This is a genomic window from Salirhabdus salicampi (assembly GCF_024259515.1).
Taxonomy (GTDB): Bacteria; Bacillota; Bacilli; order Bacillales; family Alkalibacillaceae; genus Salirhabdus_A; species Salirhabdus_A salicampi.
Genome location: NZ_JANBWE010000006.1, coordinates 1 through 11577, shown reverse-complemented (window position 1 = coordinate 11577; position 11577 = coordinate 1). Strand labels below are relative to the sequence as shown.

General features: G+C 39.0%; 13 protein-coding genes, 1 rRNA gene and 1 riboswitch. Of the genes, 12 read left to right on the top strand and 2 right to left on the bottom strand.

Going from position 1 to position 11577, the window contains the following annotated elements:
• The first annotated feature begins 7 nt into the window (after positions 1 to 7).
• The 9 genes from purM (at position 8) to salA (ending at position 8489) form a co-directional block, all read left to right on the top strand.
• The gene (gene purM / locus NLW78_RS14290) at positions 8 to 1030 is read left to right on the top strand and encodes a phosphoribosylformylglycinamidine cyclo-ligase (protein ID WP_254497841.1); all 1023 of its coding nucleotides are present in this window, start codon (positions 8 to 10) and stop codon (positions 1028 to 1030) included.
• Positions 1023 to 1619 (top strand): phosphoribosylglycinamide formyltransferase, encoded by a 597-nt coding sequence (gene purN, locus NLW78_RS14285; protein ID WP_254497840.1) that lies wholly within the window; start codon positions 1023 to 1025, stop codon positions 1617 to 1619. The genes purM and purN overlap by 8 nt, the downstream gene beginning before the upstream one ends.
• Positions 1616 to 3154, top strand: a complete 1539-nt coding sequence (purH, locus tag NLW78_RS14280; RefSeq protein ID WP_254497839.1) for a bifunctional phosphoribosylaminoimidazolecarboxamide formyltransferase/IMP cyclohydrolase — start codon at positions 1616 to 1618, stop codon at positions 3152 to 3154. Before purN ends, purH begins: the two co-directional genes overlap by 4 nt.
• Positions 3155 to 3175: 21 nt before the next feature.
• Positions 3176 to 4432 (top strand): phosphoribosylamine--glycine ligase, encoded by a 1257-nt coding sequence (purD, locus tag NLW78_RS14275; RefSeq protein WP_254497838.1) that lies wholly within the window; start codon positions 3176 to 3178, stop codon positions 4430 to 4432.
• Positions 4433 to 4441: 9 nt separating this feature from the next.
• Positions 4442 to 4524, top strand: a riboswitch (ZMP/ZTP riboswitch).
• Positions 4525 to 4562: 38 nt separating this feature from the next.
• Positions 4563 to 5420: a bifunctional 5,10-methylenetetrahydrofolate dehydrogenase/5,10-methenyltetrahydrofolate cyclohydrolase gene (locus NLW78_RS14270; protein WP_254497837.1), complete on the top strand. Its 858-nt coding sequence runs from the start codon at positions 4563 to 4565 to the stop codon at positions 5418 to 5420.
• Between the two features lie 162 nt (positions 5421 to 5582).
• Positions 5583 to 6020 carry a 50S ribosomal protein L13 gene (rplM, locus tag NLW78_RS14265; protein WP_254497836.1) on the top strand — a complete coding sequence of 146 codons (438 nt, stop codon included), beginning with the start codon at positions 5583 to 5585 and terminating at the stop codon, positions 6018 to 6020.
• Between the two features lie 21 nt (positions 6021 to 6041).
• A complete protein-coding gene (gene rpsI / locus NLW78_RS14260) occupies positions 6042 to 6434 on the top strand; it encodes a 30S ribosomal protein S9 (protein WP_254497835.1) in 393 nt (130 codons plus the stop codon).
• A gap of 184 nt (positions 6435 to 6618) precedes the next feature.
• Complete coding sequence (gene cwlD / locus NLW78_RS14255) at positions 6619 to 7338, top strand: N-acetylmuramoyl-L-alanine amidase CwlD (RefSeq protein WP_254497834.1); 720 nt, start codon at positions 6619 to 6621, stop codon at positions 7336 to 7338.
• A gap of 95 nt (positions 7339 to 7433) precedes the next feature.
• On the top strand, positions 7434 to 8489 hold the full coding sequence (gene salA / locus NLW78_RS14250) for an iron-sulfur carrier protein/transcriptional regulator SalA (RefSeq protein ID WP_254497833.1): 1056 nt from the start codon (positions 7434 to 7436) through the stop codon (positions 8487 to 8489).
• Positions 8490 to 8531: 42 nt separating this feature from the next.
• Here the strand turns inward: salA and gerD are convergent, their stop codons facing one another.
• Entirely contained in the window at positions 8532 to 9182 is a 651-nt protein-coding gene (gerD, locus tag NLW78_RS14245; RefSeq protein WP_254497832.1) for a spore germination lipoprotein GerD, read from the bottom strand.
• 136 nt (positions 9183 to 9318) lie between these two features.
• Here gerD and NLW78_RS14240 point away from each other — a divergent pair, with 136 nt between their 5' ends.
• Complete coding sequence (locus tag NLW78_RS14240) at positions 9319 to 9972, top strand: KinB-signaling pathway activation protein (RefSeq protein ID WP_254497831.1); 654 nt, start codon at positions 9319 to 9321, stop codon at positions 9970 to 9972.
• An 18-nt stretch (positions 9973 to 9990) separates the two neighbouring features.
• Here NLW78_RS14240 and pdaB read toward each other — a convergent pair whose 3' ends face one another.
• Positions 9991 to 10755, bottom strand: a complete 765-nt coding sequence (pdaB, locus tag NLW78_RS14235; RefSeq protein ID WP_254497830.1) for a polysaccharide deacetylase family sporulation protein PdaB — start codon at positions 10753 to 10755, stop codon at positions 9991 to 9993.
• Between the two features lie 138 nt (positions 10756 to 10893).
• Between pdaB and NLW78_RS14230 the strand changes: the two genes are divergently transcribed.
• Together NLW78_RS14230 and NLW78_RS14225 are read left to right on the top strand one after the other, a co-directional pair.
• Positions 10894 to 11136: a hypothetical protein gene (locus tag NLW78_RS14230; protein ID WP_254497829.1), complete on the top strand. Its 243-nt coding sequence runs from the start codon at positions 10894 to 10896 to the stop codon at positions 11134 to 11136.
• Between the two features lie 344 nt (positions 11137 to 11480).
• Positions 11481 to 11577, top strand: a 16S ribosomal RNA gene (locus tag NLW78_RS14225); the annotation flags it as partial.

The window sequence follows — 11577 nt, the reverse complement described above, 5'->3', positions numbered from 1 at the left end:
TCTTAGTATGGGAAATACGTATAAAAAAGCAGGAGTAGATATCGAAGCGGGATATCAATCTGTGGAACGAATTAAAAACTTAACGAACCGAACGAAGCGTCCTGAAGTAATGGGTAGTCTCGGAAGTTTTGGTGCTATGTTTGATTTTTCGAAATTACAACTAAAAGAACCTGTGCTTGTTTCCGGGACTGACGGTGTTGGGACAAAGCTCATGCTCGCGATTCAATTGAATAAGCATGACACCATTGGGATTGATGCCGTTGCGATGTGTGTGAACGATATCGTTGTTCAAGGAGCAGAACCGCTCTATTTTTTAGACTATTTAGCATTGGGAAAAGTAGAGCCCGAAAAAATTGAACAAATCGTTTCAGGTGTTGTCGCTGGTTGCGAACAAGCTGGTTGCTCCCTTATTGGAGGGGAAACAGCTGAAATGCCTGATATGTATGATGAAAATGACTATGATATTGCAGGCTTTTCTGTCGGGGCTGTAGAAAAATCTGACATTATTACCGGAGAACGAATTGAAGAAGGCGACGTTTTGATCGGATTACGCTCAAATGGGATTCATAGTAACGGTTTCTCCTTAGTACGAAAGGTTTTACTAGAACAAGGAAGTATGTCACTGTCAGAATTTCATCCTTTGTTAGAAAAAACCTTAGGAGAAGAGTTGTTAGAGCCTACACGGATTTATGTTCAGCCATTGTTAAAACTGTTGAAATCGTACGATATAAAAGGAATGGCCCATATTACTGGTGGTGGCTTTATAGAAAATATCCCGCGTATGTTACCGAAACTCGGGGCTGAATTGATTTCGGGTAGTTGGGATATTCCTCCTATCTTTGACCTCATTCAACAAACTGGAAATATTTCAGTAGAAGAAATGTACAGTGTATTTAATATGGGGATCGGAATGGTGTTAGCCGTATCACCTTCAATTGCTGATAAAGTGCTAGAAGATGCAACGTCTTTCGGTGAAACAGCTTATAAAATTGGAACTGTAACTAGTGGAAGCGGTGTTCGGTTTGTCTAATCGATTAAAAATTGCTGTATTTGCATCAGGAAATGGTAGCAATTTTACATCGATTGTAGATTTTTCAAGCCATTCTCAATCATCTTTTGAAGTCGTTCTTCTCATTTGTGACCGACCACAGGCGAAGGTGATTAATCGAGCGAAACAAGCGGGCATTCCTACATTCGTATTTTCTCCAAAACAGTATGAGAGCAAGGAGCAATTTGAAAGCGAGATTGTACAGAAGTTACACGTGGCAGGCGTACAGTTCATTGCATTAGCTGGTTATATGCGTTTAATTGGGAAAACGTTGTTAGAGGAGTATAAGCAGAGAATTGTCAATATTCATCCTTCCCTGTTACCGAAATTCCCTGGTAAAGATGCTGTTGGTCAAGCATTGCAAAAAGGGGTTTCGGAAACGGGAGCGACGGTTCACTATGTAGATGAAGGAATGGATACAGGTCCTATCATTGCCCAACAATCCGTTCCGATTCCACCGAATAGTGACCGTGACGACGTTCAAGCAATCATTCAGCAAGTAGAGCATCAATTGTACCCGCAAGTATTACATGAATTATGCAAAAAAGTCATGGAAGGGGCAAAATCATGAGTAAAAAACAAGCACTTATTAGTGTCTCGAATAAAGATGGAATTGTTGCATTTGCCAAGGAGTTACGAAATAGAGGTATTGAAATTATTTCGACAGGCGGAACAAAAAAATTATTAAGTGAAAACGGAATTGATGTGAAAGGCGTATCGGATCTAACGGGTTTTCCGGAAATTTTAGATGGCCGAGTGAAAACATTACACCCAGCTGTTCATGGCGGATTGTTAGCGGTTAGAGATAATGATAGTCATCAAGCACAATTAAAGAGCCATAACATTGATCCAATTGATTTTGTTGTTGTAAATTTATATCCGTTTAAAGATACCATTTCTAAGCCTGATGTCCAATTTGATGAGGCAATTGAAAATATTGATATCGGTGGACCTACGATGATTCGTGCTGCTGCGAAAAATCATCAAGATGTTTCCGTAATCGTTGATCCTAATGATTATGCCCGTATAATTGAGGAGCTAGATGTAAACGAAACGGTTTCATCTGAGTTAAAACGGACATTAGCTGCAAAGGCATTTCGTCACACGGCTCACTATGATGCTTTAATTGGCGAATATTTAACGAAACAAACAGAGGAAAATTTCCCGGAAGTGATGACTGTTACGTATGAAAAGAAACAAGATTTACGTTATGGGGAAAATCCTCACCAACAAGCAGCATTTTACAAGAAACCGTTGCCGCTGAAATCTTCCATTGCCACAGCTGCACAACATCATGGCAAAGAGCTATCTTTTAACAATATTAACGATGCAGATGCTGCGTTAGAAATTGTTAAAGACTTCCGTGATCCAGCAGTTGTTGCGGTTAAACATACAAACCCGTGTGGTGTTGGTGTTAGCGACAACATTTTCGAAGCATATGTCCGTGCTTACGAAGCGGATCCTGTCTCTATCTTCGGTGGCATCGTTGCACTGAATCGTGAAGTAAATGAACAGTTAGCGGAGAAGATGAAGGAGATCTTTTTAGAGATTATTATTGCCCCTTCATTTACTGATGAAGCATTAGAACTTTTGAAACAGAAGAAGAATTTACGTTTACTTACAATCGATATGAATAAAGAAGACGTATTGGAAAATAAACTTGCCTCTGTACACGGTGGATTGTTAGTCCAAAATGAGGATCAATATACATTTGAAGATGCTTCTATTTCTGTCCCAACAGAAGTAGAACCCACAGATGAGCAATGGAAAGATTTGAAATTAGCTTGGCAAGTTGTAAAGCATGTGAAATCGAATGCAATTCTATTAGCGAAGGACCAAAAAACTGTTGGGGTTGGAGCCGGTCAAATGAATCGAGTTGGTGCAGCAAAGATTGCGATAGAACAAGCCGGTGATCATGTAAAAGGTTCCGTCATGGCTTCAGACGCGTTTTTCCCAATGGATGACACAGTAGAATTAGCGGCAAAAGCAGGGGTAAAAGCAATTATTCAGCCAGGTGGATCCATTCGTGACCAAGATTCCATAAAAAAATGTAATGAATACGGAATTGCGATGGTGTTTACAGGAGTTCGGCATTTTAAGCACTAGAAAGAGAGAGGGGAATGCATTATGAATGTACTCGTAATCGGAAAAGGTGGACGTGAACATACGATTGCGTGGAAATTTGCCCAAAGTCCTATTGTTGAGCGTGTATTCGTAGCGCCTGGGAATGATGGGATGACAGATGTAGCTGAACTTGTGAATATAGAGGAATCAAATTTTGAAAGCCTTATTCATTTTGCAAAGAATAATGAAATTGATTTAACCTTTGTCGGTCCGGAGGTACCTCTAATGGAGGGGATTACAGACCGGTTTCAAGAGGAAGGGCTAACGGTATTCGGCCCATCACAACAAGCTGCTCTAATTGAAGGTAGCAAATCTTTTGCAAAGGAATTAATGAATAAGTATGATATTCCAACTGCTAAGTCTGAAACTTTTACGAATTATGAAGAAGCAAAAGCTTATGTTGAAAAAGTAGGTGCTCCGATTGTTATAAAAGCAGATGGATTGGCAGCTGGAAAAGGTGTGGTCGTCGCTATGACCGAGGATGAAGCCACTAACGCCTTAGCCGATATGTTAAAGAATAGTAAGTTCGGATCCTCTAGTACAAGGGTTGTAATTGAAGAATTCCTCCAAGGTGAAGAATATTCGTTAATGGCATTCATCAACGGCTCCAACGTTTACCCGTTGGTTGTGGCGCAGGATCATAAGCGTGCTTATGATAATGATAAAGGACCAAACACGGGTGGCATGGGCGCATATTCACCTGTACCTCAAATATCAGCTGAACTTCAGCAGGAAACAGTAGAAAACGTTATAAAACCAATGGCAGAGGCGTTGGAGAGAGAAGGACGCCCCTTTACTGGAGTTTTATATGGTGGCTTAATGGCAACGGCCGAAGGTCCAAAAGTAATTGAATTTAACGCCCGTTTTGGAGACCCAGAGGTTCAAGTGATTCTACCACGCCTGGAAAGCGATCTTGCAGAAGTGATTCTAGCAGTACTTCGCGGTGAAGATTTTGAATTGCAATGGTCAGAAGAAGCGGTTGTAGGTGTTGTATTAGCCTCAACCGGTTATCCTAATCAATACGAAAAAGGAAAACCGATAATCGGGCTAGAAAATGTGAGTGACAACACATTGCTATTTCACGCTGGAACAGAGAAGCAGGACGATCACTTTGTTACAAATGGAGGACGTGTTTTGTTATTAGCGGAGAAAGCTGGTACAATAAAGCAAGCTTCCGAAAAAGTGTACAAACAAATGGAAAAATTAAAAAGTAATGATGTTTTTTTCCGTCGAGATATTGGAAAAAAGGCGTTACAATAAAATAGAATAGCAGGGTGCGGTGACTGACGACACAAATGGAATTAACCATATGGGAGCTGTACCTTAGAATGCCGGTCGTCTGGGCGGAGAGACGTAATGTCTCTTTTCATTTTTTTCAGGAGGGAAAGAAGTGAAAAATCAATTAATACTAGACGGTAAACGCGTGGCAACCGAAGTAAAAGAAAAGTTAACAAGTAGAATAGAAACTCTTAGTAAAAAGGGAATTACCCCTTGTTTAGCAACTATTTTAGTAGGGGATAATTCTTCTTCTGCCACATATGTTCGGATGAAAGGGAACGCATGTGAACGTATAGGGATTACGTCAAAGCAAGTACATTTATCAGAACAAACCACGACAGAAGAGTTGTTACAAGTCATCGAAGAGTTAAACCATGATAACAATGTACATGGGATTCTACTTCAACATCCTGTTCCAAGCCACATTAATGAGCGATTAGCATTTGATACGATTGATATCGATAAAGATGTTGACGGTGTTACGAGCTTAGGGTTTGGCCAAGTAGCCTTTAACCAAGGGAAATTTCCGAGTTGTACACCTGCAGCTATTATGGAAGTTTTGCATTACTATAATCTGCCAATTGAAGGTAAGCATGCAGTTGTTATTGGCCGAAGTCCAATATTAGGAAAGCCTATTTCTTTAATGCTACTTAACGAAAATGCTACGGTAACAATTTGTCACTCAAAAACAGAAAACTTACCGGAAATCGTAAAAAATGCTGATATCGTTGTAGCAGCAGTAGGAAAGCCGGAATTTGTCCAAGGTGAATGGCTTAAGGAAGGTGCTGTGATCCTAGATGCAGGATATAACGAAGGAAATATTGGTGACGTAGATTACGAATCTTGCTTAGAAAAAGCTGGTGCCATTACTCCAGTGCCTGGGGGTATTGGCCCAGTGACAATTTCTATGCTATTAAAACATACAGTGATGGCAGCGGAATTGAAGGCGGAGCTATCACCTGCAAAATAAACGGAAATATTTCCGAGGATATACAACAAAACCTTGACATTATCTATAGGAATATTATAATATAGCTTATGGCATTTTATTTCATAACCACGAAATAGCCCCGGAAACTATTCGTGTTGAGATAATGGATATATTGATATTGAATTAGGAGGGAAACCGATCATGCGCACAACTTTCATGGCGAAAGAAAAAGAAATCGATCGTAAATGGTATGTTGTTGATGCTGAAGGACAAACGCTAGGTCGTTTGGCAAGTGAAATTGCTGCTATCCTTCGTGGTAAGAACAAGCCAACATACACACCGCATGTTGATACTGGTGATCACGTAATTATCGTGAACGCAGACAAAGTAAACTTAACAGGTAAAAAACTAACAGATAAAATTTATTACCGTCATTCTAACTACCCTGGCGGTTTAAAACAACGTACTGCAAATGAAATGCGTACGAACTACCCAGAAAAAATGATTGAGATTGCTGTTTCTGGTATGCTACCAAAGAACAGTCTTGGTCGTAAAATGGTGAAAAAACTTCATGTTTATGCTGGTCCAGAGCACAAACATCAAGCACAAAATCCAGAAGTTTACGAGCTTCGTGGGTAATTAAGAAGGAGGTTGACTAGATTGGCACAAGTACAATACTACGGTACAGGACGTCGTAAAAGTTCAGTTGCCCGTGTGCGTTTAGTTCCTGGTACTGGAAAAGTAGTTGTAAATAAACGTGATGCGGAAGAGTACTTCCCATATGAAACACTACGTCGCATTTTAAACCAACCATTGGAAATTACTGAAACTAAAGGTAGTTACGATGTTTACGTTAATGTTGATGGCGGAGGATTCACAGGTCAAGCAGGAGCTATCCGTCTAGGAATCGCTCGTGCATTGCTTGAAGCTGATCCGGAGTATCGCTCTGTACTTAAGCGTGAAGGCTTACTTACTCGTGATGCTCGTGCGAAAGAACGTAAGAAATACGGTCTTAAAGCAGCTCGTCGTGCACCACAGTTCTCAAAGCGTTAATATCAACGTTTCAAAGGCTCTCATCCTTTTTGGATGGGGGTCTTTTTTATGTTATATATCGAATTTTGAATGCTGTACGTCTCTTCCCTTCGATAGATGTCGAACCGGTTTTTGTTTTGTCTTCAGACATAATTTCACTCCTTGTCCCATATAGTTAAACGAGCATTATATGGGAGGATTGTATATGAGAAAGAAAAGAGTAGCTTATATTACGTTATGGGTTGTTGGCCTGTTTTTACTCATTATGTTATTGCGATATCCTACAGAGTCAAGATCAACTTGGGAAGCGTGGTCATTACCGTTATCAGGTAAGATTGTCGTCATTGATCCTGGTCATGGGGGTGTTGACGGTGGTGCCGTCGGGTCTGATGAGACATTAGAAAAAGATGTCGCATTAAGTACGGCAGAGCACTTGAGAAATTACTTACAACAAGCAGGAGCTCTCGTATATATGACCCGTGAAACAGATAGAGATTTAGCTGCTGAGGATACAAAAGGTTTATCCAAACGGAAGGTAGAGGATATCCGTAAGCGGGTTCAACTTATTAAAGACAAAGACCCTGACTTTTTCGTCAGTATTCATTTGAATGCAATTCCTTCCAAGAAGTGGAGTGGAGCACAAACTTTTTACAATCCTGCATTAAAAGAAAGTGAGCATTTAGCTAAGTTTATTCAAAGCGAAATTAGGAGAAACTTGAAAAATACTGACCGGAAAGCAATGGCCCTTAATAATATATATTTATTAAAACATTCAGGTAAACCTGGAGCGTTAGTAGAAATAGGATTCCTTTCCAATCCTCATGAAAGAGATTTGCTAAAGACCGATGAATATCAGTTAAAAATGGCAGGTTCAATTTATGAGGGAATACTTCGTTTTATTACGGAAGAAGAGTATGCGGAATAGACACAATTTTCATAAAAGAATGCCTATTCCCTTATAAATTTAAGTACATATGTTATACTAGAACTGGAAATAACTTTCAAAGGACGGTGACATACTTGCTAACAAAAGAACAAGTCATAGAAATTTTAGATCCAATTGAAGATCCATATTTACATAAAACATTTAAGGAAACAGGAGCAATACAGGAAATAACCATTAAAGAAGAGAAAAGCCACGTTAGTGTAAAGTTAGCTATTGGAAACCCAAACTCTGCTGAGCAAATGCAATTACAGCAAAATATTGTAAACGAGTTAAAAAAAGCTGGGGCGAATACAGTCGGATTGCGTTTCTCTAAGTTATCAGATGAAGTTTTGGCGAAATTTGAAGGAGCGGCAAAAAAAGATCAAGAAGCTAATTTATTAGGTGGAAACACAAATACAAAGTTTATTTCAATTGCAAGTGGGAAAGGTGGAGTTGGTAAATCTACTGTAACGGTGAATTTAGCTGTAGCGTTAGCTAGGTTAGGTAAAAAAGTAGGTATTATCGATGCTGATATATACGGATTTAGTGTCCCTGATATGATGGGAATAGAAAGCCGTCCTCAAGTAAAAGGAGAGAAAATTATCCCGGTGGAGCGTTTTGGGGTTAAGGTAATCTCTATGGGTTTTTTTGTAGAAGATAATTCACCGGTAATTTGGCGTGGACCGATGCTCGGTAAAATGCTAACAAGTTTCTTTAAGGAAGTAGAGTGGTCTGAATTAGACTACCTATTATTAGATTTACCACCTGGAACAGGTGATGTAGCTCTGGATGTACATTCCATGCTTCCATCCAGTAAGGAAATTATCGTCACGACACCGCACCCATCTGCAGCATTTGTGGCAGCACGTGCAGGTCAAATGGCAATAAAGACTGACCACGAAATCTTAGGAGTTATTGAAAATATGTCCTATTTCGAAAGTCAGTTAACAGGCCAAAAAGAATATGTATTTGGCCAAGGTGGGGGAGACAAGCTTGCTGATGCCCTTAACACAGAAGTGATTGGTCGCTTGCCATTACAGCAACCGTATGATGAAGAGCATGAGTTCGCTCCTGGTGTATACCAAGAGGACCATCCGACAGGGAAGATCTTTCTGGCAATTGCTAATACAGTAACAAAGAAATTTGAATAGTAATTAGGAAGAGAAATGCCTTGGATGAACCAAGGCATTTTTTTATGATCCTCCGCCACCACCGCCGGAGTCACCTCCACCGCCAGAATCACCACCGCCGCCGGATTGGCCGCCGCCTCCTTCAGATTGGCCGCCACCACCTTGTTGTTGCATTTCTTCAGCGGCTTTGAGTAATGTTTCAGTCATTCTCGCTTTAAATAGTGGACTGTTTAAAGTTTCCTCAATTGTTGACTCTAAATGTTCGCGGAACTGTTGACTCTTCATGGCGGAAATTATTGTATCTGTCATCTCGGGATTTTGGAAAAGCTCAATTAATTTTTTTTGATATTCAGAATCAGATAACAGACCTTTCATTAAATCTTCTTGAGGTTTTTTAATGGCTTCTGTGTATGCTTTAATAAATTTCGGATCTTCAAACAGTTTGCTCCAAAACTCTTTCCCTTGATCCGACACTAAAGTATCAATAATGGCTTGCTTCACCATGTCTGATTCCATAACGAGTTGCTGTTTCATTTCCTCGTCCGTTAATACTTCTCGTAAAGCTTTTTTACCTTCATCTGTTTTTATAATATCAACAACCATTTTTTTGGTTGTTTCATACTCATTATTTCCTTGGCCGCTTTCTTGCCCGCCGCCACCTGTACAGGCTGTTAGCGTTAGAATAATAACTATGCTTAACCACCATTTCCGCATGTTTGAATCTCTCCTTCAGACTGCATCTATTTGTTAATATGGAAATTGCGAGAAAAATTATACTTCACTATAAGAGGAAAAAAAGAATGGAACATGTTAAAATACGATAGGAAATGAACTAGTAGGGGGATATATTGTGACAAGTCGGAAATGGGTACGGTTATTTTTAACAACGTTATTATTAGGTGCAGTTGCAACCATCGTCACAAGTTTTTTCGTTAAGGCTGATTCTTATACAATTTATTTAAGCCCTTTAAATATTTGGGAAATCTTTGGAACATTACTTTGGTTTACCGGTATTGGATTTATTTTTAGTTTAGTAAGCCAAATGGGTTTTTTTGCCTATTTAACGGTAAACCAGTTCGGGCTAAGTATGTTTCGTCGTTTGTGGAAACCAATTCAAGTATTTTTGATTGCTTTTACGTTGTTTGACTTAGTGTACATACGTTACAAAGGAGCAGAAGGGGACGTTCCTTTATATCCCTATATTGTGACTGCTGCTGTAATTTTTATATATGGTTATGCTGTCGCTTATGTAAAAGCCTTAGAAACAAACAAGCGTGCTTTTATTCCTGCATTATTTTTCATGGTCGTTATTACAATCATTGAATGGGTACCAGTGTTAAGAACTGGTGATCCAGATTGGATAATGTTGATGATTGTTTCATTATTAACATGTAATACGTACCAATTATTAGTTTTACATCGTATCGTTGAACCGTCTCAACAAAAGGAAGATGGGAAAAATGATAAAAAATCAAGTCGTGGTAAACATAAAAAAGACAGGTAAAGCATTGGCTTTCCTGTCTTACTTTGATTCTAAGGGAGAACTACTTGAAGAACTGTTTGAGATTAGCTGTGATACATTTACAAACTTTAAGCCTTTCTTTTTAATATTTGGAATGATATCCTTTAACGCTCCTGCTGTTTGTTTTGCCGCATCGGAAGCATGTAATAACAAAATGTCCCCGCCTTTTGCATGATCTAATACTCGATCAATGATTTTTTGTGTACCTGGGCTTTTCCAGTCACTAGGATTCACACTCCAGTAAATAACTGAAAACCCGAATTTTTCGGTTAACTTTAGCACCTCTTTATTAAAATGTCCGCTAGGGGGTCGTAGTAATGTAATGTCAGAATACCCTAGCTTACGGAATGTCTCCTTTGCTTGGAGCAGATCCTTTCGAACTTCTTCGATATCTTGTTTAACGTAACTTTTATAGCGATACCCCAGCATACCTAACTCATGTTTATTATCTGTGATCTTCTTTAAAATATCTGGGTGACGTTCTGCCCATTCACCACTTACGAAAAATGTAGCTTGGACATTTTCTTTCTCTAATACATCCAAAATGTCATGTACTTTTTCCTGCCCCCAACTGATATTAAAGGTAAGTGCTAGTTGATCAGTGCTTTCCCCGCTTTTAATTAATGCTTCTGGGCCTTTGTCTGTCGAAAAAACAGAAAAAGAACTAAATTCTGTAAACAAATAGATTGCTGCGAAAAGTGCAGCCGATATTACAAAAACCCACTTCTTCCATCTTTGAATTCGAATTGTATAAAAATTTGACACCCTTGTCCCTCCCGCTCACATTTTTATACAAGTTTATGTGCTGCAAGATGTGAATATGTAAAGTGCCGTTTTTTTCCTCATAAAATCTACGTGATTGGTAAAAATGTAAAGACGAAATTAATCGCGAGGAGAATGACTATGATAGGAATGATGATAAATGATATGGAAAAGAAAGAGTTAGAGTATCTACTTAAACGTGAAATGGAGGAAATCTTACATGATTTAAATAATAGGCATATTGACCACGTAGTGAAAAGAGCTATGCGGGAAAGGTACCAACTACTATTCCGTCTATTTAAGCGCGTTGCTGGGTCATCTGACTGCTTGCGTTATATGCCCTCCAAATATTTCTCTTCAGGTTTGAAAAATAAGGAAAGTTAATAACTGAAAAAACTATAGACATAGAAAAGAAAACTGTATATAATAGATACTCGGTTTGATAATGTTGTCACTTATTTCAGATAAACATATTTGTTTTCCGAAAAAGGTGTTGACGGAATTTAACCGCTGTGATATATTAAGTAGCGTCGTTGCGAAACGACAAACAAAAAATATATCATTTCTTGTTGACAACAACTAGGTAAAATGGTATATTAATAAAGTCGCCATTTTGAAGCGACAAACAACTCGTTTCGATTCATTTCGAACCTTGAAAACTGAACAAAACGACCAGTAATGTCAATTTCGATTTTTTGTTATTTAGCTAGAGACCAAGTTTTCCAACTTTTATGGAGAGTTTGATCCTGGCTCAGGACGAACGCTGGCGGCGTGCCTAATACATGCAAGTCGAGCGCGGGAAGCAATTTGATCTCTTCGGAGTGA

Excerpts from the sequence above, each read along its gene's own strand:
- purM (WP_254497841.1), top strand. The coding sequence starts at position 8 with ATGGGAAATACGTATAAAAAAGCAGGAGTAGATATCGAAGCGGGATAT.
- purH (WP_254497839.1), top strand. The coding sequence starts at position 1,616 with ATGAGTAAAAAACAAGCACTTATTAGTGTCTCGAATAAAGATGGAATT.
- purD (WP_254497838.1), top strand. The coding sequence starts at position 3,176 with ATGAATGTACTCGTAATCGGAAAAGGTGGACGTGAACATACGATTGCG.
- rplM (WP_254497836.1), top strand. The coding sequence starts at position 5,583 with ATGCGCACAACTTTCATGGCGAAAGAAAAAGAAATCGATCGTAAATGG.
- cwlD (WP_254497834.1), top strand. The coding sequence starts at position 6,619 with ATGAGAAAGAAAAGAGTAGCTTATATTACGTTATGGGTTGTTGGCCTG.
- gerD (WP_254497832.1), bottom strand. The coding sequence starts at position 9,182 with ATGCGGAAATGGTGGTTAAGCATAGTTATTATTCTAACGCTAACAGCC.
- NLW78_RS14230 (WP_254497829.1), top strand. The coding sequence starts at position 10,894 with ATGATAGGAATGATGATAAATGATATGGAAAAGAAAGAGTTAGAGTAT.